The following is a 25,665-nucleotide window of genomic DNA, read 5'->3' on the forward strand; positions in this document are numbered from 1 at the left end:
GTCAAGAATCGAGCGGTTTGCCCCCCACCACTGACCGCGATACTGCGCCGTTCATCGTCGTAGGTCGGGCAAGACCTTGTCCAGCCGCATTCCAGAGGTGTTGTGCAAGTGCAACATCGTCGATCATGAGTGAACACGGGGCAAAGGGAACGGGCGGCCCCGGATTGGAACCGGGGGGCGGTCATCCGCGAGGATGGGGGGTATGACCGCCCAGATTCTCGATGGCAAGGCCACCGCAGCCGCGATCAAGTCCGATCTGACCGCCCGCGTGGCGGCGCTGAAGGAGAAGGGCGTCACGCCCGGCCTCGGCACGATCCTGGTCGGGGACGACCCCGGCAGCCACAAGTACGTCGCGGGCAAGCACCGCGACAGCAAGGAGATCGGCATCGTCTCCATCCAGCGCGAGCTGCCGGCGACGGCGACGCAGGAGGAGATCGAGGCGGTCGTCCGCGAACTGAACGAGGACCCGGCCTGCACCGGCTACATCGTGCAGCTGCCGCTGCCCAGGGGCATCGACGAGAACCGCGTCCTCGAACTGATGGACCCCGCCAAGGACGCCGACGGCCTGCACCCGATGAACCTCGGCCGCCTCGTCCTGAACGAGCCGGCCCCGCTGCCCTGCACCCCCAACGGCATCCTGACCCTGCTGCGTCGCCACGGCGTGGAGATCAAGGGCGCCGAGGTCGTGGTCGTGGGCCGCGGCGTGACCATCGGCCGTCCGATGCCGCTGCTGCTCACCCGGCGCAGCGAGAACGCCACCGTGACCCAGTGCCACACCGGCACCCGCGACCTGTCGGCCCACCTCAGGCGCGCCGACATCATCATCGCGGCCGCGGGTTCCGCTCATCTGATCCGGCCCGAGGACGTCAAGCCCGGCGCCGCCGTTCTGGACGTGGGCGTCTCCCGCAACGCCGAGGGCAAGATCGTCGGCGACGTCCACCCCGACGTCGCCGAGGTGGCCGGGTGGATCTCCCCGAACCCGGGCGGCGTGGGCCCGATGACCCGCGCGCTTCTGCTCGTCAACGTGGTCGAGGCGGCGGAGCGCAGTGCCGGCTGAGGACACGACCCACACGAACGCGGAGCCGACCGCGCAGGCGAATGGTGAGCGGTCCGCCCACGACGCCACGTTCGCGTCCGACGACGCCGGACGCGCGGACCGGGCAACGCGCCGCTTCCCCCGCCTCACCGAGGACACGGCGCGCCCCGAGGGCGGCGGCCGGGCCGCGCGGGGCGACGCCCCGGCGCCCGCCCGGCAGTGGCCGATGCTCGTCGTCCTGTCGGCGGTCGCCCTCGGCCTGCTGCTGACCGCGCTCGACGTGTTCCGGTTCGGGATGCTGCTGATCGGCGCCGCGCTGCTGGCCGGTGCCGTCATGCGCTGGACACTGCCCAGCGTCGGCATGCTCGCCGTGCGCTCCCGGTTCACCGACATCGCGACGTACGGCGTGCTGGGCCTGGCCATCGTGCTGCTCGCGATGATGGCCCAGCCCAGGCCGTGGATCGAGGTCCCGTTCATCAAGGACGGGCTGCACTTCACGCTGAACCAGTAGCGCCCAGGACGACGGCGGCCCGTCCCCTCCCCCGAGCAAGGACGGACCGCCGCCGCACCTCCACCCTTGCTTGCCGTGAACGGTGTGTTCAACGCCTGTCCGTGTGCTGTGGCACGGAAGTGACCGTTCCGCCACCGTGTCCGGTCCCTGCCACAGACCGGCGTACCCGCACCTCCCCGAGCCGGCCGGGCTGGGGCCGACGGGTGCCCCGAAACCCGCTGTGACGTGCGAGGCAGCGGCTTCGTATGCACTGTGGCGATGCCTTGACAGCTTCGCGGACATGCCAGGAAGAACCCGCACGAACGGGCTGACGTGTCCGATCGGGACGGCCCGGTGGACCGTACGGCGGTCGGCGTGCGACGGTGCATGACCACGGGCGCTTTGCTCCCGTGCGCCCCCGCCCACGGAACCGTGCCCCACAGCGGGCGCATCCCCGTGGGTAGCCAGAACGGGGACTGGCGGAGGGGGCGGCGCGCGCGGAGGACACGGGAAGGCGCGGCGAAGGAAACAGCACCGACCGGGGGAAAGAGGGGGGAACGATGCCTCGATGGAAAGCCTTGCCGGATGAACTCGATCCGCAGGTCGGGGAGTTCACCAGCCAGCTGAGGCGGCTCGTGGACCGCAGCGGGCTGAGCATGGCGGCACTGGCCGACCGCACGGGCTACAGCAAGACGTCCTGGGAGCGTTACCTGGGCGGCCGGCTCCTGGCGCCCAAGGGCGCGATCGTCGCTCTCGCCGAGGTCACCGGCACCAATCCGATCCATCTGACCACGATGTGGGAGCTCGCCGAACGCGCCTGGAGCCGTTCGGAGATGCGCCATGACATGACCATGGAGGCGATCCGGATCTCCCAGGCGCGGGCCGCGCTCGGGGAGTTCGGCGGACCTCCGGCGGGCCCGGGCGGCGGTACGGCCGTCCGTAAGGGCGGCAACGCCGCTGCGACACCGGGGATCGCGGGCCCGGCGGGCGTGTCCCCCACGATCCCGCCGCAGCCGACGGGGGCGGACGTGGACGCGCGGGACAGCGCGGCGCGCGCCTCGGGCACCGGCAGCAACTCGTGGGGCGTGGCCGGGCAACAGGGGCCGTCGTCGGCGGGAGGCCGCTCGGCGGGAACCCCCGCGCCGTCGTCGCCCGCTACGGGCGGTGGCCCCGAGTGGAGTCCGACGGCGGCTCCGAACCCGTACGGCGAAGCACCGGCAGGTCCTGGTCAGCAGTCCGGTGCCCCCCGGTCGGGCGGCAAGCGGCGCCTGACGATGTTCCTCGCGGGTGTCGTCGGTGTGCTCGTCATCATCGGCGGCGTCTACTGCTTCACCGGTGACGGCGGCGACAAGAAGAACGAGGGTACGGCGACCAGGTCGCCCTCCCCGTCCGCCAGCACCGATCCGAGTCTGCCCGCCGGGGTCAAGTGCGCCGGCGCCGGCTGCACCGGCAAGGACGCCGAGGCCATGGGGTGCAGCGGCGACCTGGTGACCACCGCCAAGGCCGCCACCGTCGGCACGACCAGCGTCGAGGTCCGCTACAGCAAGACCTGCGGCACGGCGTGGGGGCGTATCACCGGTGCCGCGCAGGGCGACGAGGTCCGGGTCACCGCCGGCGGCAGCAGCAGGACCGGTGACATCACCGCCGCCGGGGACACCATCGCGTACACGCCGATGGTGGCGGTGAAGGACGCGGCCGAGGCGAAGGCGTGCGCGGTGCTGGCCTCGGGCCGGACGGGGTGCACGAACTAGGCCCGGAGGGCGACCGACTCGTACCGAAAAAAAATACCGGCCCGCACGCATGGCCGCCGCGTTCGGGGGCACGCGAACCGTACCCCCACGGGAGTCCGGTTTCGGTGCCCCCGAGCGGCGGCCGCCCCGTTTCTCCTCTCCCGGACGGGCGGCCGCCCCTGTTCCGGTGGCCTGTGGGGTGGGCCACACGGACCCGGACGTCCCTGGTCCCGGATGCGCGATAGCCTGACCGCTGGATCTCTCTTGACGCCAAGAGATCGATCGACCTATCCGTGATCGATCATCGCGGCGGGCACCGGTCACAGGCCGGAGCGGGGGATCCCGTACCCCCGGGGCAGCGACGCCCCACCGCCAGCTGTCATACGGAGAACGCCATGACCCGCACTCCCGTGAACGTCACCGTCACCGGCGCGGCCGGCCAGATCGGTTACGCCCTGCTCTTCCGCATCGCCTCCGGCCAGCTGCTCGGCGCGGACGTGCCGGTCAAGCTGCGCCTCCTGGAGATCACCCCGGCACTGAAGGCCGCCGAAGGCACGGCCATGGAGCTGGACGACTGCGCGTTCCCGCTGCTGCAGGGCATCGACATCACGGACGACCCGAACGTGGCCTTCGACGGCGCCAACGTCGGCCTCCTCGTGGGCGCCCGCCCGCGCACCAAGGGCATGGAGCGCGGCGACCTCCTCGAGGCCAACGGCGGCATCTTCAAGCCGCAGGGCAAGGCCATCAACGACCACGCCGCGGACGACATCAAGGTCCTCGTCGTCGGCAACCCGGCCAACACTAACGCGCTGATCGCCCAGGCCGCCGCGCCGGACGTACCGGCCGAGCGCTTCACCGCGATGACCCGCCTCGACCACAACCGCGCGCTGACCCAGCTCGCGAAGAAGACGGGCTCGACGGTCGCCGACATCAAGCGCCTGACCATCTGGGGCAACCACTCGGCCACCCAGTACCCGGACATCTTCCACGCCACGGTCGCCGGCAAGAACGCGGCCGAGGTCGTGGGCGACGAGAAGTGGCTCGCCGAGGACTTCATCCCGACCGTCGCCAAGCGCGGCGCCGCGATCATCGAGGCCCGCGGCGCGTCGTCGGCCGCCTCCGCCGCCAACGCCGCCATCGACCACATCCACACCTGGGTCAACGGGACCGCCGAGGGCAACTGGACCTCCATGGGCATCCCGTCGGACGGCTCCTACGGCGTCCCGGAGGGCCTGATCTCCTCCTTCCCGGTCACCACCAAGGACGGCCAGTACGAGATCGTCCAGGGCCTGGACATCAACGAGTTCTCCCGCGCCCGCATCGACGCGTCGGTGAAGGAGCTGGAGGAGGAGCGCGAGGCGGTCCGCGGCCTCGGCCTCATCTGATCCAGCCGGATCACGGCCTCGCCCGGCCCTGTCGGGTCTCTGCCTCGTCCGGTCACCTCGGGTCACGGCCGCGCCTGATCCGCTCGGGTCTCCGTCTCGTCGACGGTTCTGTCACGAGCCCGCACGGGCCCTGTTCCGGTTTCCACCGGAACAGGGCCCGCGCCCGTTTTCGCCGCTACCGTCAAAAGCGGTACACAGCTGGGTGATTCGGGGGGTTCGCGGTGAACGCATGGGACGACACCGGCCGTGAGGGTCACAGCTCGGGTCCCGAGCACGAGCCGAGCGAGGAGAGGGGCTGCGCGGCCTGGTCCACGGACGAGCCGGACTCCCCGCCGCCCTGGGCCTCGGCCACCACCCGGACGACTCGCAACCCGTGGACACCAGCGGGCAGCACACCACCGCCTCGGAACGGGGCCTCCGGCCCGCCCGCCCCGATACCGCCTCCCCGTCCCACCCCGCCGTCGCCCTCGTACGCCCCGCCCCCGGCCTCCCGCACCGCTCCCGCCCGCGTCCTCGCCCTGTTCGTCGCCGTGGTGGTCATCGGTGCTGGCTCCGGGTTCGGGGTCTGGTTCCTGATCCGGGACCACGCCGCCGGCACCGGTGGTGGAGCCGGTCCGTCGGTGAGCGTGAGCGCCGCCGCCTCCGCGTCGGGGACCTCGGTGTCCGCCTCCCCGGACGGCTCGGCCGCCGCGGGCTATCGCACCACCGTGGACCCCGTCGGCTACACGCTCGACGTGCCCGAGGGCTGGACCCGCAGGCAGAAGCAGGGCGAGAAGGCGGCGGTGGTCTTCTACGACTCCCCGTCCGACGGCAGACAGCTGCAGATCTTCGCGCTCGCCGAGGCCACCTCCACCGAGTCCCTGGACCTGGCCGCGAACGACCCCGGTTACGGCTACTCCCGCGAGCCCGGCTACCAGGTCCTCGACCGTGCCTCGGGCGACGCCTGGGCCGAGCTGACGTACCGCTACGACGACGTGGACAAGGGCGCCCGCCGGGTCGTCGACCACCGCTTCCGCGCGGCCGACGGCACGCTCTACGCGATCCGCTCCAGCGGCCCCGAGAGCCTGCCGTCCGACCTGGTCCGCGCACCGCTCACGACAGCGGTCGCCTCTTTCTGCCCGGCGGGCGCGCGGTGCGGGTGACCGTCACTCCGGGCCGGGCTCGGGCAGCGGCCCCAGCCGCTTCTCGAACCAGTGGTGGGCGTAGACGTGGTCGACGTACGCCGGGATCTCCGTGTACCCGCACGCCCGGTACATCGCCTGCGCCTCGGTGAGGGTGCGGTGCGTGTCGAGGCGTACGACGTCCAGAGCGCGCTCCCGGGCCGCTCGCTCCAGTCCGTCCAGCAGCCGCCGGGCGAGTCCCAGGCGGCGCGCGTCCGGGTGCACCCACACATGCCGGATCTCGCCCGTGCCCGTCTCCAGCCGCCGCAGCGCCCCGCAGCCCACCGGCCGGCCCTCCTCGTACGCGACCAGGAACGCCCCCGCCTCCCCGGTCACCTCCTCGGGTCCCACCAGGTCCGACTTGTCGAAGCCCTCGGGGAAGCGTGTGTCGATGTCGGCGGCGTAGGCGTCCAGACAGGCCCGGGCATCGGCCGAGGCGCCGTCGACGACCTCCACGGCGATGCCCGCCAGCCGCAGCAGGCGCCGGGCGGTGGCCAGGGCGCCGGTCAGCTCGGCGCGCTGGCCGGGGGTGAGGCCGTCGAGCAGGCCGGACACGAGGGCGTCGGCGCGCCGGTTCTGCTCCTGGACCTCCAGGCGCCCGGCCGGGGTCAGCTCGACGATCCGCAGCCGGCTGTCGTGCGGCGGGACCCCGACCCGCACCATGCCCTGCGCCTCCAGCGCCCGCGCCATCCGGCTCAGATAGCCGGCGTCCAGGCCGAGCCGTGAGCGCAGCTCGCGCAGGGAGACCCCGTCCCCGATCTCGAACAGCAGCCGGGCCTCGCCGAGCGGGCGGTCCTGGCCGAGGTAGTGGTCGTCGAGGGCGCCGATACGGCGCGTGAAGTAGCGGTTGAAGTGACGGAAGGCCGTCACGTGGTCCGTCGACACTGGCTTCATGTCTATTTGACTTTAGTCAAAGAATCTCGGGGCGGTCCATGTGGTTTCGGCTTTCCCTCCCGTCACAGTATGGTGATGGCCCGTCACTTCCCAGTCTGACAAGGGCTCTCACACGCATCGGGGGATCGGCGTGAGCACCGCGCACGTGCCGCAGCAACCGCAGCCCACGACGCCCACGGGGGCGCCCCCGGAACCGCCGATCCCGCCGCATGCCAGTGAGGCGACCCGGCTGCTGTGCGCGGGCACGTATCTGGATCCCGGCTACCGTGACCGGGTCATCGAGGAGCTCCACCTCAACGAGCAGCGGATCGTGGCGCCCTCGCTCGGCTTCGACGCCGCCCGTGTCCTCGCCCACGCCCTGCGCGCCCGACGGCAGGAGCTGCTGTGGGCCGGGGCGGTCCTCGGCCTGTGGGTGGTGGGACTGCCGCTGAGCGGAGGCCTGCTGGCCCTGCTGCTGTGGCCCAGCGTGACGCTCGCGCTCGCGCCCTGGATCCGTGGCCGTGCCGCTCAGCCGCCCCTGTACCGCCTGATCCCCGCCTTCCTGGTCCGGTGGTGGGGACGCCTGTCCTTCGCGGCGCTGCTGATCTTCACCGTCGTCGCCGCGTTCAGCGGGGGCTCCGGCGACGACTCCTCGTCCCGTTCCTACGACCCCTACTACGGCGACTACCCCAACGCTTCGGACCTCACCGACCTCCTGACCCCGAGCCTGAAGACGTGGCAGGCCTGGGCCGTGCTCGTCGTGCTCGTGCTCATCGGGCTGTGCCTGCACGCCCAGCGCACCCGGTTCAGCCGGGCGCTCGCCGCCGAACTCTCCCCGCAGCGCTTCCCGGACGCGGTCGGCGACCCCGCCGAGCAGGCGGAGAACCCGCAATTCCAGCGGCTGAAGCAGCGCATCCGGCTCGAACAGCACGCACCGCTGATCCTCTACAACGAGGCGCGTCCGTTCTGCGGGGCCGGAGCGGCGTACGACACCTGGGTGCTCGCCGTCGAGCTGCGGCCCGACGAGAGCGGGCGGCGGCAGCCGCTCAGCAATCGCACCGTCCTCGAGAAGATCCGCCCGTTGCTCGAACAGCTGCGGATCCCCGCCGAGTTCGCGGGTCCCGGCGTGCGGGACCGGCTGCGTCGGCTGGAGATCGACGAGTGCGTGTTCCTGCCCGCCGAGGGTCTGCTCCGCCGGGACCAGGCGCCGTACACCGCGCAGGCCTTCGAGGAACACCGGGCGCGGGCCGTCGAGGAGGGCGCCGAGAAGCGGCGGCACTTCCTGCGCATCCGTGTCGGAGGGTGGGAGGAGGAGCTGGTCGTCACCGTCTTCGTGCGCATCCACACCCAGGGCCGGATGCTGATGCTGGAGGTGGCGCCGCATGTGCTGACACCCGTGCGCGAGGACTTCAAGGACGCCGACCGCAGCGCCCACCGGTTCCGCCACAACAACAGACTCGGCAAGGCCGCCACGGCAGCCGTCCTGGTGCCCGGCTCCCTGGGCCGCTCGCTGGCCCAGCTCTTCAGGGGGCTGGTGTACGTGTGGCGGCTGCTGACCGGCGGCCACGCCGGCGCGCTGCCCGACGGTCCCGCCGTGTCGGTGCGCGAACTTGGCTCGGCGCCCGCCGGATCGCTCTTCCAGGAGATGGACGTGGTCCGCTACCTCAGGAGCGTGCAGGACCGTGTGGCGAACGGGGTGCGGTCGGCGCTGGCCGACTCGGGCTACGAGACCGGCGAGTTCGTCCAGAAGATCGTGAACATCAGCAGCGACGTGCACATCGGCCGCGTCGAGGGCAGCACCTTCGCCGTCGGCAGCCACGCCTCCGCCGCCTCCGTCACGGACGGCACCGCGCCGCAGAAGGGAACCGACAGCCATGGCAAGTGACGAGCCCCGCGTCAGCTTCGGAGACGTCTCGGACAGCACCTTCGCCGTCGGCAGCCACGCGCACGCCGAGAGCCACCACACGTACGGCGCGGACGGCCGGCGCGACGAGGCCGCGGAGGAACTGCTCAGGGCGGTGCGTGAACTGCGGGCGGATCTGGAGCGGGTGCGCCCCACTGAGCAGACGGGCGCGTTGGACGCGGCCCTCGCCGAGGCCGAGGACGAGATCACCCGCACCGGACAGGCAGGCCCGACGCGCCGGGAGCGCCTGCGTGAGCTGCTCACCGACTCCCAGTCCCTGCTGAACGTCCTCGCCTCGGCGGGTGCGGTGGCGGGCCTGCTCGGAATGTGAGAGGACCGCGATGACTGGGGGACAGCGGCACTGGAACGAGGACGCCCAGCGCTGGGAGGACGGCGCCGAGCCCCGTCGCCGGGCCGCGCCGACGCAACCGCCCCCAGCACGCCCGGACTTCACGCCGGGAGCGGTGGACGTGAAGGGCGCCGACGGTGACGTCGCCCGGCACGGCCCGGCTGCCGGGAGCACGGTGGCTGATGGGGGCACCGTGGCCGGCCGAAGCACCGGGACCGTGGCCGACGGGGGCGCGGCCGGTGTCTGGCCGCCGTCCGAGCCGCTCGTCGGCGGTCCCGGCGGGCCGTCCCTGGGCGAATGGCCCGACGGCGCCGGCGGTCCGGTATCAGGCGGGTGGCCCGGTGTCTGGCCGCCCGTCGGTCAGCCGCCGGCGAGCGTCCCGCGCGGCGGGCTGAACCGGCGGCTCGTGTGGTCGGTCCTCGTCGGCGCCGCGGTCGCCGGGGTGGCAGTGAGCCTGGTGCTGACCCTGGTCGTCGGCAAGGGGGACGACATGCCGGACAACCGGCCCGGCGCGGCGAGCGCCTCCGAGTCACCGTCGCCCTCGCAGCAGCCGACCGAGTCGCCCACCGATACGGCCTCACCCTCCGCGTCGACCCCCGAACTCCCCGCCGGGTACGCGTCGTACGACGACGAGGAGGGCTTCCGGATCGCGTTCCCCGAGGGCTGGAAACGCAGCGCGTTCGACTCCTCGTACGGCATCGCCGTGGTCAACTACCGCAGCCCGGACAAGGAGCACCGGCTCCAGGTGTACCGGGTGTCGGAGGGGTCCCCCGACGCGTCCTTCGAGCTGTACCTGTCCGACCGGACGGGCAAGCCGGCCGGTTTCCGCAAGCTCGCCCTGCAGAACCTCGACGACGGCGGGTTCACCGGCTCCCGGCTGGAGTACCTGGCCGGCACTCTCAAGGGCGAGCCCGACGTGGGCACCTGGCACGTCTACGACGAGCGCTTCGTCGCAGCCGACGGCGGCATCTACGCCATCGCCGCGTACGGCCCCGACTCCGACGGCCGCGACGACGAACTCGAACTCCTCACCACGGCGCTGAACTGGTTCTGCCCGCCGTCCACGACCTGCGACGCGGATCCGGCACTGGACTGACGTCCCCGCGCCTCCGTTCCGCCGCGTGCACGTTCCGTGATGCGCGTCGCTCTCCATCCCTCTGTTTCGCCCTATATATCCGTATGGGCAGTGGCGTGGCGCACTTTCGGCCGCTGATCGCGCATGCAATACGGCGCCGGGGGCAGGCGGTGACGGTCCCCGAGGGTGACACATATGTGACATAGGGGCACCGAACAGGAACGGAAGGCAATACCGATCATGGCGGACAGAGCGGAACGACCGGCGACGGCGACGATCCACGCGGGAGGCGAGTGGCTGGAAGCCGTCTCCGGCGCGACCCGCGAGATCCTCGACCCCGCGGATGCCCTGCCGTTCGCCGTGGTGGCGGAGGGTGACGAGAAGGACGCGGAACTGGCGGTGGCCGCCGCCCGCCGCGCCTTCGACACCGGGGACTGGCCCCGCACTCCGGTCGCGGAGCGTGCCGCCCTGCTGCGCCGGGTCGCCGACCTGCTCGTCCGCGACCGCGAGACGCTCGGCCTGCTGGAGAGCCGTGACGCCGGCAAGACCCTCGAAGAGGGCCGCGTCGACATCGACTGCGTCGCCGACGCCTTCCGCTACTTCGCCGATCTCGTCGCCGCCGAGGCTCCCGGCCGGGTAGTCGACGCGGGCTCGCCCGACATCCACAGCGTCGTCGTACACGAACCGGTCGGCGTCTGTGCGCTGATCACTCCCTGGAACTACCCGCTCCTGCAAGCCAGTTGGAAGATCGCCCCCGCGCTCGCCGCCGGCAACACCTTCGTGATCAAGCCGAGTGAGATCACCCCGCTGACGACGATCGCGCTCATCGAGCTGCTCGCCGAGGCCGGGCTGCCCGACGGCGTCGCGGGCATCGTCACCGGCCCCGGCCACACCGTCGGCGCCCGGCTCGCCGAGCACCCCGACGTCGACCTGGTCTCCTTCACCGGCGGCCTGGTCAGCGGCACCAAGGTCGCCCAGGCCGCGGCCCCGAGCGTCAAGAAGGTCGCCCTCGAACTCGGCGGCAAGAACCCCAACGTCGTCTTCGCCGACGCCTGCGCCACCGACGAGGGCTTCGACACCGCCGTCGACCAGGCCCTCAACGGCGCCTTCAGCCACAGCGGCCAGGTCTGCTCCGCGGGCGCCCGGCTCATCGTCGAGGAGCCGCTGCGCGAGCGCTTCGTCGCCGAACTCGCCCGCCGCGCAGGCCGGATCCGCCTCGGCCGCGGCACAGAGCAGGGCGTGGAGTGCGGCCCGCTCGTCTCCGAGCAGCAGCGCGCCAAGGTCGAGTCGTACGTCGCCTCCGCCCTCGCGGAGGGTGCAGTGCTGCGCTCCGGCGGCCGCCGCCCCGAACCGTCGCCGCAGCGGCCCGAGGGCGGCTACTTCTACGAGCCGACCGTCCTCGACCAGTGCCACCGCGGGATGAAGGTCGTCCGGGAGGAGGTCTTCGGACCGGTCCTCACCGTCGAGACCTTCCGCACCGAGGACGAGGCCGTGTTCCTCGCCAACGACACCGAGTACGGCCTCGCCGGCGCCGTCTGGACCGCCGACCCGGGCCGCGCCCGCCGCGTTGCCGGACGGCTGCGCCACGGCACCGTGTGGATCAACGACTTCCACCCCTATCTGCCGCAGGCGGAGTGGGGCGGCTTCGGCAAGAGCGGCGTGGGCCGCGAACTCGGCCCCGCCGGGCTCGCCGAGTACCGCGAGACCAAGCACGTCTACCAGAACCTGGCCCCCAAGCCGGTCCGCTGGTTCGCGGGCTGACCCCACCTCCTCTTCCCGACCGACTTCCTGGAGCAACACCCCCATGTCCCACACCCCCCACGTCTACGACTACGTCGTCATCGGCGGTGGCACCGCGGGCTCCGTCATCGCCTCCCGCCTGACCGAGAACCCCGACGTCACCGTCGCCGTCATCGAGGGCGGCCCCAGCGACGTCGGCCGCGACGACGTCCTCACCCTGCGCCGCTGGATGGGCCTGCTCGGCGGCGACCTGGACTACGACTACCCGACCACCGAACAGCCCCGCGGCAACTCGCACATCCGGCACAGCCGTGCCCGCGTCCTGGGCGGCTGCTCCTCCCACAACACCCTGATCGCCTTCAAGCCGCTGCCGTCCGACTGGGACGAGTGGGAGGCGGCCGGCGCCCAGGGCTGGGGCGCGGTGCCGATGGAGGCGTACTACGCCCGGCTGCTGAACAACATCGTCCCGGTCGACGAGAAGGACCGGAACGCCATCGCCCGCGACTTCGTCGACGCGGCTCAGGAGGCGCTGGGCGTGCCCCGCGTCGAGGGCTTCAACCAGAAGCCCTTCACCCAGGGCGTCGGCTTCTTCGACCTCGCCTACCACCCGGAGAACAACAAGCGGTCGTCGGCGTCGGTGGCCTATCTGCACCCGGTGATGGACGAGCGCCCCAACCTCACGGTCCTGCTGGAGACCTGGGCGTACAAGCTGGAGCTGGACGGCACGCGCGCCGAAGGCGTGCACGTGCGCACCAAAGACGGCGAGGAACTGCTGATACGGGCCCGCAACGAGGTCGTCCTGTGCGCGGGCGCCGTCGACTCGCCCCGGCTGCTGCTGCACTCGGGCATCGGCCCCCGGGAGGACCTGGAGGCGCTCGGCATCCCGGTCGCCCACGATCTGCCGGGTGTCGGCGAGAACCTGCTCGACCACCCCGAGTCGGTGATCGTCTGGGAGACCCACGGCCCGATCCCGGAGAACTCGGCGATGGACTCCGACGCGGGTCTGTTCGTGCGCCGCGACCCCGACCACGCGGGCCCGGACCTGATGTTCCACTTCTACCAGATCCCGTTCACGGACAATCCGGAGCGCCTCGGCTACCAGCGCCCGGAGTTCGGCGTGTCGATGACCCCGAACATCCCCAAGCCGAAGTCCCGCGGCCGCCTGTACCTGACCAGCGCGGACCCGTCCGTCAAGCCCGCCCTCGACTTCCGCTACTTCACCGACGAGGACGACTACGACGGCCGTACCCTCGTCGACGGCATCCGTATCGCCCGCGAGATCGCGAAGACCGAGCCGCTGGCCGGCTGGCTGAAGCGCGAGGTGTGTCCCGGCCCGGAGATCCTCGGCGACGCCGAGCTGAGCGAGTACGCCCGCAAGGTCGCCCACACCGTCTACCACCCGGCCGGTACCTGCCGCATGGGCGCCGCCGACGACGAACAGGCCGTTGTGGACCCGCAATTGCGGATCCGCGGCCTGGACGGAATCCGGATCGCCGACGCCTCCGTCTTCCCGGCCATGCCCGCCGTGAACCCGATGATCGGGGTGCTGATGGTCGGTGAGAAGGCCGTGGACCTGATCGGAGGCGATGCGCGATGAGTACCACCGCTGCCCCCGTGTTCTCCGTCCAGGGCCTGTGGAAGGTCTTCGGCCCGAAGGCCGACCGCGTCCCCGAGGACCCCGAGCTGACCGGCCTCGAGCCCGCCGAACTGCGCACCCGCACCGGCTGCACGGCCGCCGTCCGTGACGTCTCCTTCGATGTCCGCAAGGGTGAGGTCTTCGTGGTGATGGGCCTGTCCGGCTCCGGCAAGTCGACCCTCGTGCGCTGTCTGACCCGGCTGATCGAACCGACCGCCGGCACCATCGCCATCGACGGCGAGGACGTCCGCGCCATGGACCGCGCCCGGCTGCGCGAACTGCGCCGCCACCGCGCCGCGATGGTCTTCCAGCACTTCGGCCTGCTCCCGCACCGCACGGTCCTCGACAACGTGGCGTACGGCCTGGAGATCCAGGGCGTACGCAAGACGGAGCGCCGTGAGCGGGCCGCCTCTGTCGTCGCCAAGGTCGGCCTGGAGGGTATGGAGAAGCGCAGGCCCAGCCAGCTCTCCGGCGGTCAGCGCCAGCGCGTCGGCCTCGCCCGCGCGCTGGCCGTCGACCCCGAGGTCCTGCTCTTCGACGAGCCGTTCAGTGCCCTGGACCCGTTGATCCGGCGCGACATGCAGGACGAGGTGGTCCGCCTCCACCGCGAGGAGGGCCGCACGATGGTCTTCATCACCCACGACCTGAGCGAGGCGCTGAAGCTCGGCGACCGCATCGCCCTGATGCGCGACGGCCGCGTGGTCCAGCTCGGCACCCCCGAGGAGATCGTCGGCTCCCCGGCCGACGACTACGTCCGCGAGTTCGTCCGTGATGTACCGCGCGAGCAGGTCATGACGGTCCGTACGGCCATGAAGCCCGGCGGCTGCGGCGCCGCCGACCACCCGGACGCGCTGACCCCGGACGCGGTGGTCGCTGACGCGATCAGGACCGTGGCCCGCAACGGCAGGCCCGCGTGCGTGGTGGAGAACGGCCGGTGCCTGGGGGTGGTGGACCACGAGCGGCTGCTCGGCGTGGTCGCCGGAACGGAGCAGCTCAGGGAGGCCGCGTAATGGCCACCGTCACCGCTGCCGCTCCTCGTGTCGCGCTGCCCGGATTCCTCCATAACCGGGCCGCCCGCAAGCTCGTCCTTCTCGCGGTCGCCGCGGCCGTCCTCGTACCCCTCGCCGAGGCGCGCTGGGCCGGCGGCAGCTGGCCGCACGCCCTGACCGTCGACCTGTCCAAGCCGCTCGCCGACGCCAGCGACTGGGTCATCGACAACCGGGACAGCCATCCCCTGTTCCTCTACTTCTTCGGCTACATCAGCAACGCGGTCGTGCTGTTCGTACGCGTCGTCTATCTGGGCCTGCTGGCCGCAGGCTGGGCCGGAGTCACCGCCCTCGGCGCCCTCGTCGCCTGGCGTGTCGCCGGTGTCCGGCTCGCCCTCGGCACGGCCGCCGCGTTCCTCGCCTGCGGTGTGCTCGGCATGTGGGTGCCGACCATGCAGACCCTCGCGCTGATGGTGGTCGCCGTCCTCGCGTCCGCCGTCGTCGGTGTGCTGCTCGGCCTCGCCGCCGGACTCTCCGACCGCCTGGACCGCGCCCTGCGCCCGGTCCTGGACACCATGCAGGTGCTTCCGGCGTTCGCGTACCTCCTCCCCGTCGTCCTGGTCTTCGGCATCGGCGTCCCCGCCGCCGTCCTCGCGACCGTCGTGTATGCCGCCCCGCCGATGGCCCGCCTCACCGCGCTCGGCCTGCGCGGCGCCGACCCCGAGGTCCTGGAGGCCGTGGAGTCGCTGGGCGCGACCGCCCGCCAGCGCCTGCTGACCGCCCGCATCCCGCTGGCCCGCAAGGAACTCCTCCTCGGCCTCAACCAGACGATCATGATGGCGCTGTCGATGGCCGTCATCGCGTCGGTCATCGGCGCCGGCGGCCTCGGCGACCGCGTCTACCAGGCGCTCGCCTCCGTCGATGTCGGCGCGGCCCTCGCCGCCGGCATCCCGATCGTGCTGCTCGCCGTCGTCCTGGACCGGGTGACCGCGGCGGCGGGCGCCGGGGAGGACCGAAGCGCCCCGGTGCAGTGGGCGTACGCGGGAGCCGCCACCGTGGTCGTCGCGCTGGCCTCCCGGCTGCTGGGCCGGCTCGACTGGCCCGCCTCCTGGACCCTGAACATCGCCGAGCCGGTCAACCGCGCCGTCGACTGGATGACCGCCCATCTCTACTCCGGCGTGCCCTACATCGGCGGCACCGCCGACTGGGCGGGTCACTTCACCACCTGGATCCTGGACCCCGTCCGCGACGGCCTGCAGTGGCTGCCCTGGTGGTCGGTCCTGCTGCTCGTTGCCACCCTGGCCTGGCTGATCGGCACCTGGCGCACCGCCCTGACCGCCGTCCTCGCGATGGCCGCGATCGGCGTCCTCGGTGTGTGGGAACCGTCCCTCGACACGCTCTCCCAGGTGCTCGCCGCAGTCGCCGTCACGCTCGTCCTCGGCTTCGCGACCGGCATCGCGGCGGCCCGCAGCGACCGCTTCGAACGGGTCCTGCGCCCCGTCCTGGACGTCTTCCAGACGATGCCGCAGTTCGTGTATCTGATCCCGGTCGTCGCCCTGTTCGGCGTCGGCCGAGCTCCCGCCGTCGCCGCGGCCGTCGTCTACGCGCTCCCGGCCGTCGTCCGCATCACCGCCCAGGGTCTGCGCCAGGTCGATCCGGCCGCGCTGGAGTCGGCGCGTTCGCTCGGCGCGACCGGACGCCAGCAGTTGTGGCAGGTCCAACTCCCGCTCGCCCGGCGCTCGTTGCTGCTGGCCGTCAACCAGGGCGTGGTCCTGGTCCTCGCCGTCGTCATCATCGGCGGCCTGGTCGGCGGCGGCGCGCTCGGCTACGACGTCGCCTTCGGCCTCGCCCAGGGCGACCTGGCGACCGGACTGGTGGCCGGAGCGGCGATCGTAGGCCTCGGCCTCGTCCTCGACCGGGTGACCCAGCCGACGGAACGCCGCACGACGGAGGGAGCGTGACATGAAGAAGCCGAACCTGAGCCGGAGGACGGCGCTGATCGCCTCCTCGGCCGCGGCCCTGTCGCTGCTCACCGGCTGCGGCGCCGCCGACATGACCAAGCAGGCCTCGCCCTTCGCGAACGCCCAGGGCGCGAAGACGGTCACCCTGTCCGTGCAGTCCTGGGTGGGCGCGCAGTCCAACGCGGCCGTCGCCCAGTACCTGCTGGAGCACAAGCTCGGCTACCGCGTCGACACCGTCCAGGTCGACGAGGTCCCCGCCTGGGACGCGCTGAGCCAGGGCCGGGTCGACGCGATCCTGGAGGACTGGGGCCACCCGGCCCAGGAGAAGCGGTACGTCGACGACAAGAAGACGATCGCCCGCGCCGGCGGCCTCGGAGTGACCGGGCACATCGGCTGGTACGTCCCGACGTACCTGGTCAAGCAGCACCCGGACATCACCGACTGGAGGAACCTCGACAAGTACGCCTCCCTCTTCCGCACCGCGGAGAGCGGCGGCAAGGGCCAGCTGATGGACGGTTCCCCGTCCTACGTCACCAACGACAAGGCCCTGGTGAACAACCTGAAGCTGAACTACCAGGTCGTCTTCGCCGGTTCCGAGGCCGCGCAGATCACCCAGATCAAACAGTTCGCCAAGGAGGAGAAGCCCTTCCTGACGTACTGGTACGCCCCGCAGTGGCTGTTCAAGAAGGTCCCCATGACCGAGGTGAAGCTGCCCCCGTACAAGGAGGGCTGCGACGCGGACGCGGCGAAGGTCGCCTGCGCCTATCCGCACACCCCGCTGCAGAAGTACCTCAACGCGGGCTTCTCGAAGGACGGCGGCAAGGCGGCCGCCTTCCTGAAGAAGTTCCGGTGGACCACCGAGGACCAGAACGAGGTGTCCCTGATGATCGCCGACCAGAAGCTGACCCCGGCCGAGGCGGCGAAGAAGTGGGTGGACAGCCACGAGTCCACGTGGAAGGCGTGGCTGTCCTGAACTCCCGCTAGTCCCCGAGCGTTTCGGTGATCTCCCGGAGCGCTTCGGCGGCCCGCCGCTGGAATCCGGGTCCGAACGTGACGCGGGTGGCCCCGAGTTCGCCGAGGGCGGCGGGCGAAGGGCCCTCGGCGCCCAGGCGGCCGTACATGTTGATCGGCCCCTCGATCCCGGCCCGCAGCAGCGGCAGTACGGCGGTCGGGGCGCCGATCGGGTACACGCAGTCGGCACCCGCCGCGACGTACAACGCGGCCCGCTCGATGGCGCGTTCGGGATCCTCGACTCCGCGCAGGAACGTGTCCACACGCGCGTTGACGAACAGCCGGTCCGCGGCCACCGAACGCACCTCGGCGAGCCAGTCGGCGTGGGCGTGCGGGTCCTTGAGGACACCCCCCTCGGAGTCCTCGAGGTTGCAGCCGACCGCCCCCGCCTCCAGGAGCCGCTCCACCAGCTCCTTCGGCGCCAGTCCGTACCCGTCCTCGACGTCCGCCGAGACCGGCACGTCCACCGCCCGCGCGATCCGCCCCACCGCGTCGAACATCTCGTCGGCCGGGGTCGCCCCGTCCTCGTACCCCAGGGACGCGGCGACCCCGGCGCTGGGCGTCGCGAGCGCCGGGAACCCGGCCTCCACGAACACCCGTGCGCTGGCCGCGTCCCAGGGGCCCGGCAGGACGAGGGGATCACCCTGCGGGCGGTGCCGATGCAGGGACCGGAAGAGTTCCACCTTGCTCACGTCCGACAACCCCCTTGATCCTCAGTCGTCAAGTGTCACCGGTGCTGCCCCGGCTGGTAGTGGCCCGGCGTCATCCGGCTGGTCACGCCGAACCGGTTCCACGCGTTGATCACCGTGATCGCGGCGATCAGCTGCGCCAGCTCGGCCTCCTCGAAGGCCTTCGCCGCCCTCTCGTACACCTCGTCCGGCACGAAACCGTCGGTCAGGACCGTGATCGCCTCGGTCAGCTCGATCGCGGCCAGCTCCTTCTCCGTGTAGAAGTGCCGCGACTCCTCCCATGCGCCGAGCTGCACGATCCGCTCGACGCTCTCGCCCGCGGCGAGCGCGTCCTTGGAGTGCATGTCCAGGCAGAAGGCACAGTGGTTGAGCTGCGAGGCACGGATCTTCACCAGCTCCAGCAGCTTCGGGTCCAGCCCCTGCCGGGCGGCCGCGTCCAGGTGGACCATGGCCTTGTAGACGTCGGGAGCGTGCTGGGCCCACTGCAGGCGGGGGGAGATCTCGGCGGCGTACTGAACGTTTTCCTCTGTGGTCATGCCTTCGACCCTAGGAGCGAGGCAGCCCAGGAGTATGGTCCATTTCCATGGCAGAATCCTGGGCCACTTTGGGTGTCGACCTGCACGTGGATCCGACCGGCGCGAGCGGACTGCGCAGGGGCCTGACCGACGCGCTGCGGGACGCCGTGCGCACCGGCCGCCTCACCCCCGGCACCCGGCTGCCCTCCTCCCGCTCCCTCGCCGCCGACCTCGGCATCGCCCGCAACACCGTCGCCGACGCCTACGCCGACCTGGTCGCCGAGGGCTGGCTCACGGCCCGCCAGGGCTCGGGCACACGGGTCGCCGAGCGGGCGGCGGAGGGTGCCGGGGAGCGAGGCGCCGGGCGAGCGGCCGGGCGGACGGCCATAGTGTCGGCCGGCCCGGCCACGGCACCCCGCCGCCGCGATCCCGGCCGCCCCGCCCACAACCTCATCCCCGGCACCCCCGACCTCTCCTCCTTCCCGCGCGCCGAATGGCTCAAGGCCGCGCGCCGCGCCCTCAGCACCGCTCCTTCCCACGCCCTCGACTACGGCGACCCCCGCGGCCGGCCCGAACTGCGCACCGCCCTCGCCGGCTACCTCTCCCGCGCCCGCGGCGTACGTGCCGACCCCGACGCGGTCCTGATCTGCGCAGGCATCTCGCACGGACTGAAGATCCTCTCCTCGGTGCTGCGGGAGCGCGGCGCGCGCACCGTCGCCGTCGAGTCGTACGGCCTTGACGTCCACTGGCAGCTGCTGGCCGACGCCGGACTGACCACCCGCCCGCTGCCGTACGACGAACTGGCCACCGATACCCACGAGTTGCCCGACGCCGGCGCGGTACTGCTCACCCCCGCCCACCAGTTCCCGATGGGCACGCCCCTGCATCCCGCACGGCGAGCGGCCGCCGTCGACTGGGCGCGCCGTACGGGCGGGCTGGTCCTGGAGGACGACTACGACGGCGAGTTCCGCTACGACCGACAGCCGGTCGGCGCGCTCCAGGGCCTCGACCCCGAGCACGTGGCGTACCTCGGCACGGCGAGCAAATCGCTGGCGCCCGGTCTGCGGCTGGCCTGGATGGTGCTGCCTCCGTCGCTGGTCGAGGAGTGCGTGTCGGCCAAAGGGCGCATCGACACCTGCGGGGTGCTGGACCAGCTGACGCTGGCGGAGTTCCTGACGTCCGGGGCGTACGACCGCCATGTGCGCTCCGCCCGGCTGCGGTACCGGCGCCGCCGGGACGCCCTGGTCGAGGCCATCACGCTGCGCGCGCCCGACGTCCGCGTCACCGGCATCGCGGCCGGGCTGCACGCGGTTCTGCGGCTGCCTCGTGGTAGCGAGCAGTCGGTGGTACAGGCGGCGGCGTGGCAGGGCCTGAACCTGCAGGGCCTGTCCTCTTTCCGTCACGAGCGCGCCGTGACGGAGCCTGTGGATGCGCTGGTCGTCGGTTACGGCACCCCGCCGGACCATGCGTGGGCGGGAGCACTGGAGGCGTTGTGCCGGGTGCTGCCGTGACGGCGGCGTGAGCAACGGGGCTGGTGCGGGCCGTTGGCACCGCCGATCACGACGGGGGGTTGCTACGCCGTTACGGAGCGATTCGGACGGCAGCGGAATGAGAGGGAGCGGCGTTCCGCCGGGGCCGGTTTCGAGCGCGCGACGGGCTTGAGAGGTGCGGTGGATTCGCGGGACGCGACGCGAGCTCACCCCTGTCGTGCCGTCGGCTCCACCACCGGTGCTTCCCCGAACCGTGCCAGCGCCAGCGCACCCGTCACCGCCACCGCGAAGCCCAGGATCGCCAGCCAGGTCAGGCCCTCGCGGGTGCGGTCGCCGAGCCAGACCACGCCCACCGCCGCCGGGCCGATCGTCTCGCCGATGACCATGCCGGCCGTGGCCGTCGTCACCGACCCGCGCTGCAGTGCCGACGTCAGCAGCAGGAACGCGGCGCCACCGCCGAGGAGCAGGGCGTACGTCGCCGGGTTGGTGAGCAGCGCCCCCGGCGACACGCCGTCGATCAGCCGTACCGCCACCTCCACCACCCCGAACCCGAACCCGGCCCCCAGCCCGAGCAGCAACGCCCGCCCCCGCCCCGCCAGCCGCCCACCCACCGCGCCGAGCAGCAGCACCCCGAACGCGGCGCCCAGCATCGCGTACTTGAGCGTCGCCGGCCCGCCCTTGTCGCCCTCCGTCCCGGACGCCAGCGCCAGCATCCCGAGGCCCGCGCACACCACCCCCACCGCGCCCCACTCCACCCGGCTGAGCCGCACCCGCAGCAGCCGCGCGGCGACCACCGCCGTCACCGCGAGACTGGACGCCAGCGCGGCACCGACCGCGTAGATGGGAATCGACCGCAGCGCCGCGATCTGCAGCAGGAACCCCACCCCGTCCAGCGCCAGCCCGGCCAGATAGCGCCACTGCCTCAGCGCCCGCAGCAGCAGCGCCGCGTCCCCGCCCCCACCGGCGCCCGCCGCCCGCGCGGCCATCGCCTGCAACACCGTCGCCGTACCGAAGCAGAGCGCGGCACCCAGGGCGCACACCATTCCAAAGAGCACAAAGTGACTTTAGGGGAGCGTGAAATCCCAGGGGCGCCTCCTCTCGCGCTCTCACCGATCTCTAGGCTGACCGGAAGTCGTTCATGAGAAGTCGATCTACGGGGGAACGCGAACCATGGTGAACGCACGCCGACAACTGCGCTCGGGAACCGTCGTCCTCGGCGGCATGGGCCTCCTCGCGGCCGCCCTCACCGCCTGTTCCTCCGACCCCGACAAGCGCTGCGTCGACCGCGACAGCTACAACCTCACCAAGGGCTACAAGGTCGTATCGGACAAGAACTGCAAGTCCACCAAGTCGTCCGCCGACGCCGCCTGGTACTACGGCGGCAAGAAGAAGGGCAGCTGGGTCGACGGCGGCTCCTTCACCAAGCCCCGCAAGAGCTCGGGCAGTTCCGGCGGCGGCAGCCACGGCAGCGGTGTGGACCGCGGTGGCTTCGGCCACGGCGGCAAGGGCGGTTCCGGCAGCTGAGCGGCAGACACACCATGGAACGCCGCACGATCGACCCCCGCCCCGACTGGCAGCAGATCGTCGAGGAACAGGGCCTGATCTACCCGCTCACCCGCCACCCCGACAACTCGCTGCGCCCCTACTGGGACGAGAGCGCCTACTACGCCTTCACCCTCGACGAGGTCGAGGCGCTGGAGCTGGTCGTCGAGGAACTGCATCGCATGTGTCTGGCGGCCGCCGAGCACATCGTGACCGAAGGCCGCTTCGCCGACCTCGGCATCACCGACCCGCGCGTCGCTCAGGCGGTCGCCGAGGCGTGGCGGCGCCGCACCGAACTCCCCTCGGTCTACGGCCGCTTCGACCTCCGCTACGACGGCACCGGCCCCGCGAAGCTCCTGGAGTACAACGCCGACACCCCCACCTCCCTGGTCGAGGCCGCTTCACCCCAGTGGTTCTGGATGGAGGACCGCTTCCCCGGCGCCGACCAGTGGAACTCCCTCCACGAACGCCTCGTCGCCGCCTGGAAGAAGCAGGCCGTCCTCCTCCCGCCCGGCAGCCCCCTCTGCTTCGCGCACTCCTCGGCCGACGAACTCGGCGAGGACCTCATGACGGTCGCCTATCTCAAGGAGACAGCGGAACAGGCCGGACTGGACACCGACTGGATCTCCATGGAGGAGATCGGCTGGGACCCCCTCTCCGAACGCTTCGTCGACAACCAGCTCCGCTTCATCCGCAGTTGCTTCAAGCTCTACCCCTGGGAGTGGCTCGCCTCCGACCGCTTCGGCGACCACGTCCTCGACACCCTCGACAACGGCGGCGGCACCGGCAGCACCCTGTGGATCGAACCCGCCTGGAAGATGCTCCTCAGCAACAAGGCCCTCCTGGCGATCCTCTGGGAGCTCTACCCCGGCCATCCCAACCTCCTGCCCTCCTACTTGGACGGCCCGCGCGACCTCGCGACGACCACCGGCTACGTAGCCAAGCCTCTCCTGGGCCGCGAGGGCGCCGGCGTCACCGTCCACGAGCCCGCGCCGGTCACGCCCGCCACCTCGCGCGACGAACTCTGCTGCTACCAGCAGCTGGCACCGCTGCCCGCCTTCGAAGGCAACCACGTCGTCCTCGGCGCCTGGGTCGTCGAGGACGAGTCCGCGGGCCTCGGCATCCGCGAGTCCTCGGGCCTGATCACGGACGAGTACGCCCGCTTCCTGCCCCACGTGATCCTCTAGACGCCCAGCACGCCGCGCACCTGGTCGAGCCCCCAGTCCAGGTCCTCCTTGCCGATCACCAGCGGCGGCGCGATCCGGATCGTGGAAGCGCGGCCGTCCTTCACCAGGACACCCCGGTCCATCAGCCGCTCCGACACCTTGCGTCCCGTCCCGACCGCCGGGGCGATGTCCACGCCCGCCCACAGCCCCCGCCCGCGCACCGCCGTCACCTTCCCGGTGCCGAGCAGCGCCGCCAGCTGGCGGTGCAGATGCTCACCCAGCTCCGCCGACCGCGCCTGGTACTCACCCGTCCGCAGCATCGCCATCACCTCCAGCGCCACCGCACAGGCCAGCGGATTCCCCCCGAACGTCGACCCGTGCTCACCCGGGTGGAACACCCCGAGCACCTCCGCGTCCGCCACCACCGCCGACACCGGCACGATCCCGCCGCCCAGCGCCTTCCCCAGCACATACACATCCGGGACGACGCCCTCGTGCTCGCACGCGAACGTCCGCCCGGTCCGGCCCAGACCCGACTGGATCTCGTCCGCCACGAACAGCACGTTCCGCTCCCGGGTCAGCTCGCGCACCGTCGGCAGATAACCCGCCGGCGGCACGATCACCCCGGACTCGCCCTGGATCGGCTCGAGCAGCACCGCCACCGTGTTCTCGGTGAGCGCGGCCCGCATCGCGGTCAGATCGCCGTACGGCACGATCTCGAAGCCCGGCGTGTACGGCCCGAAGTCCGCCCGCGCCTCCGGGTCCGTGGAGAAGCTGATCACCGTCGTCGTCCGGCCGTGGAAGTTGCCGCCGGCGACCACGATCTTCGCCATCTCCGCGGGCACCCCCTTCACCCGGTACCCCCACTTGCGGGCCGTCTTCACCGCGGTCTCCACCGCCTCGACGCCCGTGTTCATCGGCAGCACCATCTCCTTGCCGCACAGCTGGGCCAGCTGCTCGCAGAACGCCGCGAACCGGTCGTGGTGGAACGCCCGCGAGGTCAGCGTCACGCGGTCCAGCTGCGCCTTGGCCGCCGCCACCAGCCGTCGGTGGCCGTGCCCGAAGTTCAGCGCCGAGTACCCGGCGAGCAGATCGAGGTAGCGCCGCCCCTCGACGTCCGTCATCCAGGCCCCGTCGGCGGTGGCCACGACCACCGGCAGCGGGTGGTAGTTGTGCGCACTGTGGGCGTCGGCGGTGGCGATGAGCGTCTCCGTAGCGTTCACGGGATCTCCAGAGGGCCGGAGGAGTCGGGTGCACCTTCCTTCCTATCGTCGCTCGCATGGTGGACGCGCGGCCTGCGCCGTCCGACGCGCCCGGTAGGCTGAAGAACGGGCCGTGACTGGCGCGCTGGGATGGGACCGACCATCGGGGAGCGGCCCGAGCGGGAAACAGTGCCGTGCGCCTGGGCCGAACCGAACATGTCGTACGCCACGTCCGGAGGTCCCGATGCCCGAGAATTCCGTACCCCTCTCGAACGAGTCCACGGCCTACCGAGCCGCCCTCGACGTGATCCGCGCCGTCGAACCGCGCGTCGCCGACGCCATCGGCCAGGAGGTCGCCGACCAGCGCGAGATGCTCAAGCTGATCGCCTCCGAGAACTACGCCTCCCCGGCCACCCTCCTCGCGATGGGCAACTGGTTCAGCGACAAGTACGCCGAGGGCACCATCGGCCGCCGCTTCTACGCCGGCTGTCGCAACGTCGACACCGTCGAGTCGATCGCCGCCGAGCACGCCAGGGAACTGTTCGGCGCCCGCCACGCCTACGTCCAGCCGCACTCCGGCATCGACGCCAACCTCGTCGCCTTCTGGGCCGTCCTCGCCCAGCGCGTCGAGGCGCCCGCCCTGGAGAAGGCCGGCGTCCGCCAGGTCAACGACCTCTCCGAGGCCGACTGGGCCGAGCTGCGTCAGGCGTTCGGCAACCAGCGCATGCTCGGCATGTCCCTGGACGCCGGCGGTCACCTCACCCACGGCTTCCGCCCGAACATCTCCGGCAAGATGTTCGACCAGCGCTCCTACGGCACCGACCCGGCCACCGGTCTCATCGACTACGACGCCCTGCGCGCCTCCGCCCGCGAGTTCAAGCCGCTGATCATCGTCGCCGGCTACTCCGCGTACCCCCGGCTCGTGAACTTCCGGATCATGCGGGAGATCGCCGACGAGGTCGGCGCCACGCTCATGGTCGACATGGCCCACTTCGCCGGTCTCGTCGCCGGCAAGGTCCTCACCGGCGACTTCGACCCGGTGCCGCACGCCCAGATCGTGACGACCACCACCCACAAGTCGCTGCGCGGCCCGCGCGGCGGCATGGTCCTGTGCGACGACTCCCTCAAGGACCAGGTCGACCGCGGCTGCCCGATGGTCCTCGGCGGCCCGCTCCCGCACGTCATGGCGGCCAAGGCCGTCGCCCTCGCCGAGGCCCGCCGGCCCTCCTTCCGCGACTACGCCCAGCGCATCGTCGACAACTCCCGTGCCCTCGCCGAGGGGCTGACCCGCCGGGGCGCCACCCTCGTCACCGGCGGTACCGACAACCACCTCAACCTGATCGACGTCGCCACCTCCTACGGCCTCACCGGCCGCCAGGCCGAGGCCGCCCTCCTGGAATCCGGCATCGTCACCAACCGCAACGCGATCCCGGCCGACCCCAACGGTGCCTGGTACACCTCCGGCATCCGCATCGGCACCCCCGCCCTCACCACCCGCGGTCTGGGCACCGCCGAGATGGACGAGGTCGCCGGTCTCATCGACCGCGTCCTCACCAGCACCGAGCCCGGCACCACCGGCAAGGGCACGCCCTCCAAGGCCCAGCACGTCCTGGACCCGAAGATCGCGGACGAGATCTCCCACCGGGCGACCGACCTCGTGGCCGGCTTCCCGCTCTACCCGGAGATCGACCTGGGCTGACCCTCCCGGGGCTCCCACACTCTGTGG

General features: G+C 71.9%; 23 protein-coding genes and 1 riboswitch. Of the genes, 17 read left to right on the forward strand and 6 right to left on the reverse strand.

Going from position 1 to position 25,665, the window contains the following annotated elements; all coding sequences use genetic code 11:
- Window positions 1-202: 202 nt before the first annotated feature.
- The 4 genes from IEZ19_RS16940 (at window position 203) to IEZ19_RS16955 (ending at window position 4,641) form a co-directional block, all read left to right on the forward strand.
- On the forward strand, window positions 203-1,057 hold the full coding sequence (locus IEZ19_RS16940; RefSeq protein WP_189312010.1) for a bifunctional methylenetetrahydrofolate dehydrogenase/methenyltetrahydrofolate cyclohydrolase: 855 nt from the start codon (window positions 203-205) through the stop codon (window positions 1,055-1,057).
- Window positions 1,047-1,547, forward strand: coding sequence for a DUF3017 domain-containing protein (locus tag IEZ19_RS16945; protein ID WP_189312011.1), 501 nt, complete (start codon window positions 1,047-1,049; stop codon window positions 1,545-1,547). The genes IEZ19_RS16940 and IEZ19_RS16945 overlap by 11 nt, the downstream gene beginning before the upstream one ends.
- Before the next feature lie 557 nt (window positions 1,548-2,104).
- Window positions 2,105-3,277, forward strand: a complete 1,173-nt coding sequence (locus IEZ19_RS16950; protein ID WP_229840391.1) for a helix-turn-helix domain-containing protein — start codon at window positions 2,105-2,107, stop codon at window positions 3,275-3,277.
- 374 nt (window positions 3,278-3,651) lie between these two features.
- Window positions 3,652-4,641 (forward strand): malate dehydrogenase, encoded by a 990-nt coding sequence (locus IEZ19_RS16955; protein ID WP_189312013.1) that lies wholly within the window; start codon window positions 3,652-3,654, stop codon window positions 4,639-4,641.
- A 253-nt stretch (window positions 4,642-4,894) separates the two neighbouring features.
- On the opposite strand, the gene IEZ19_RS50715 is transcribed toward IEZ19_RS16955, so the two are convergent.
- Window positions 4,895-5,182 (reverse strand): hypothetical protein, encoded by a 288-nt coding sequence (locus IEZ19_RS50715; protein WP_229840393.1) that lies wholly within the window; start codon window positions 5,180-5,182, stop codon window positions 4,895-4,897.
- Between IEZ19_RS50715 and IEZ19_RS16960 the strand changes: the two genes are divergently transcribed.
- Complete coding sequence (locus IEZ19_RS16960) at window positions 5,175-5,783, forward strand: serine/threonine kinase C-terminal domain-containing protein (protein WP_229840395.1); 609 nt, start codon at window positions 5,175-5,177, stop codon at window positions 5,781-5,783. The genes IEZ19_RS50715 and IEZ19_RS16960 overlap by 8 nt on opposite strands.
- 3 nt (window positions 5,784-5,786) lie before the next feature.
- On the opposite strand, the gene IEZ19_RS16965 is transcribed toward IEZ19_RS16960, so the two are convergent.
- Complete coding sequence (locus tag IEZ19_RS16965) at window positions 5,787-6,695, reverse strand: helix-turn-helix domain-containing GNAT family N-acetyltransferase (RefSeq protein ID WP_189312015.1); 909 nt, start codon at window positions 6,693-6,695, stop codon at window positions 5,787-5,789.
- Between the two features lie 130 nt (window positions 6,696-6,825).
- Here IEZ19_RS16965 and IEZ19_RS16970 point away from each other — a divergent pair, with 130 nt between their 5' ends.
- The 8 genes from IEZ19_RS16970 to IEZ19_RS17005 all read left to right on the forward strand — a co-directional run bounded on the left by IEZ19_RS16970 (window position 6,826) and on the right by IEZ19_RS17005 (window position 17,297).
- On the forward strand, window positions 6,826-8,559 hold the full coding sequence (locus tag IEZ19_RS16970) for an AbeC-like domain-containing protein (protein WP_189312016.1): 1,734 nt from the start codon (window positions 6,826-6,828) through the stop codon (window positions 8,557-8,559).
- Entirely contained in the window at window positions 8,549-8,908 is a 360-nt protein-coding gene (locus IEZ19_RS16975) for a hypothetical protein (protein WP_189312017.1), read from the forward strand. Before IEZ19_RS16970 ends, IEZ19_RS16975 begins: the two co-directional genes overlap by 11 nt.
- Window positions 8,909-8,918: 10 nt before the next feature.
- On the forward strand, window positions 8,919-10,022 hold the full coding sequence (locus IEZ19_RS50720) for a serine/threonine kinase C-terminal domain-containing protein (RefSeq protein ID WP_229840397.1): 1,104 nt from the start codon (window positions 8,919-8,921) through the stop codon (window positions 10,020-10,022).
- A gap of 219 nt (window positions 10,023-10,241) precedes the next feature.
- Window positions 10,242-11,762, forward strand: a complete 1,521-nt coding sequence (locus IEZ19_RS16985; protein WP_189312018.1) for an aldehyde dehydrogenase family protein — start codon at window positions 10,242-10,244, stop codon at window positions 11,760-11,762.
- Window positions 11,763-11,805: 43 nt separating this feature from the next.
- Window positions 11,806-13,338: a GMC family oxidoreductase gene (locus IEZ19_RS16990; protein WP_189312019.1), complete on the forward strand. Its 1,533-nt coding sequence runs from the start codon at window positions 11,806-11,808 to the stop codon at window positions 13,336-13,338.
- Window positions 13,335-14,387 (forward strand): quaternary amine ABC transporter ATP-binding protein, encoded by a 1,053-nt coding sequence (locus IEZ19_RS16995; RefSeq protein WP_189312020.1) that lies wholly within the window; start codon window positions 13,335-13,337, stop codon window positions 14,385-14,387. Before IEZ19_RS16990 ends, IEZ19_RS16995 begins: the two co-directional genes overlap by 4 nt.
- On the forward strand, window positions 14,387-16,324 hold the full coding sequence (locus tag IEZ19_RS17000) for an ABC transporter permease (RefSeq protein WP_189312021.1): 1,938 nt from the start codon (window positions 14,387-14,389) through the stop codon (window positions 16,322-16,324). Before IEZ19_RS16995 ends, IEZ19_RS17000 begins: the two co-directional genes overlap by 1 nt.
- 1 nt (window position 16,325) lies before the next feature.
- Window positions 16,326-17,297 (forward strand): ABC transporter substrate-binding protein, encoded by a 972-nt coding sequence (locus IEZ19_RS17005; RefSeq protein ID WP_189312022.1) that lies wholly within the window; start codon window positions 16,326-16,328, stop codon window positions 17,295-17,297.
- 7 nt (window positions 17,298-17,304) lie between these two features.
- On the opposite strand, the gene IEZ19_RS17010 is transcribed toward IEZ19_RS17005, so the two are convergent.
- Both IEZ19_RS17010 and IEZ19_RS17015 read right to left on the reverse strand, forming a co-directional pair.
- The gene (locus tag IEZ19_RS17010; RefSeq protein ID WP_189312023.1) at window positions 17,305-18,027 is read right to left on the reverse strand and encodes an isocitrate lyase/PEP mutase family protein; all 723 of its coding nucleotides are present in this window, start codon (window positions 18,025-18,027) and stop codon (window positions 17,305-17,307) included.
- 35 nt (window positions 18,028-18,062) lie between these two features.
- Window positions 18,063-18,560, reverse strand: coding sequence for a carboxymuconolactone decarboxylase family protein (locus IEZ19_RS17015; RefSeq protein WP_189312024.1), 498 nt, complete (start codon window positions 18,558-18,560; stop codon window positions 18,063-18,065).
- Window positions 18,561-18,607: 47 nt separating this feature from the next.
- Here IEZ19_RS17015 and pdxR point away from each other — a divergent pair, with 47 nt between their 5' ends.
- Entirely contained in the window at window positions 18,608-20,050 is a 1,443-nt protein-coding gene (gene pdxR / locus IEZ19_RS17020; RefSeq protein WP_189312025.1) for a MocR-like pyridoxine biosynthesis transcription factor PdxR, read from the forward strand.
- Between the two features lie 185 nt (window positions 20,051-20,235).
- Here pdxR and IEZ19_RS17025 read toward each other — a convergent pair whose 3' ends face one another.
- Window positions 20,236-21,072, reverse strand: a complete 837-nt coding sequence (locus IEZ19_RS17025) for a DMT family transporter (protein ID WP_189312138.1) — start codon at window positions 21,070-21,072, stop codon at window positions 20,236-20,238.
- 127 nt (window positions 21,073-21,199) lie between these two features.
- Here IEZ19_RS17025 and IEZ19_RS17030 point away from each other — a divergent pair, with 127 nt between their 5' ends.
- Together IEZ19_RS17030 and IEZ19_RS17035 are read left to right on the forward strand one after the other, a co-directional pair.
- Window positions 21,200-21,553, forward strand: coding sequence for a hypothetical protein (locus tag IEZ19_RS17030; protein WP_189312026.1), 354 nt, complete (start codon window positions 21,200-21,202; stop codon window positions 21,551-21,553).
- Window positions 21,554-21,567: 14 nt separating this feature from the next.
- Window positions 21,568-22,758 carry a glutathionylspermidine synthase family protein gene (locus IEZ19_RS17035; protein ID WP_189312027.1) on the forward strand — a complete coding sequence of 397 codons (1,191 nt, stop codon included), beginning with the start codon at window positions 21,568-21,570 and terminating at the stop codon, window positions 22,756-22,758.
- Here the strand turns inward: IEZ19_RS17035 and rocD are convergent.
- Window positions 22,755-23,960: an ornithine--oxo-acid transaminase gene (rocD, locus tag IEZ19_RS17040; protein WP_189312028.1), complete on the reverse strand. Its 1,206-nt coding sequence runs from the start codon at window positions 23,958-23,960 to the stop codon at window positions 22,755-22,757. The two genes, IEZ19_RS17035 and rocD, sit on opposite strands and share 4 nt — an antisense overlap.
- A gap of 102 nt (window positions 23,961-24,062) precedes the next feature.
- Window positions 24,063-24,152: riboswitch (ZMP/ZTP riboswitch) on the forward strand.
- A 31-nt stretch (window positions 24,153-24,183) separates the two neighbouring features.
- Here rocD and IEZ19_RS17045 point away from each other — a divergent pair.
- A complete protein-coding gene (locus IEZ19_RS17045) occupies window positions 24,184-25,638 on the forward strand; it encodes a glycine hydroxymethyltransferase (RefSeq protein WP_189312029.1) in 1,455 nt (484 codons plus the stop codon).
- The last annotated feature ends 27 nt before the right edge of the window (window positions 25,639-25,665 follow it).

Origin of the sequence: Streptomyces brasiliensis, from assembly GCF_014647875.1 — a bacterium.
Lineage (GTDB): Bacteria > Actinomycetota > Actinomycetes > Streptomycetales > Streptomycetaceae > Streptomyces > Streptomyces brasiliensis.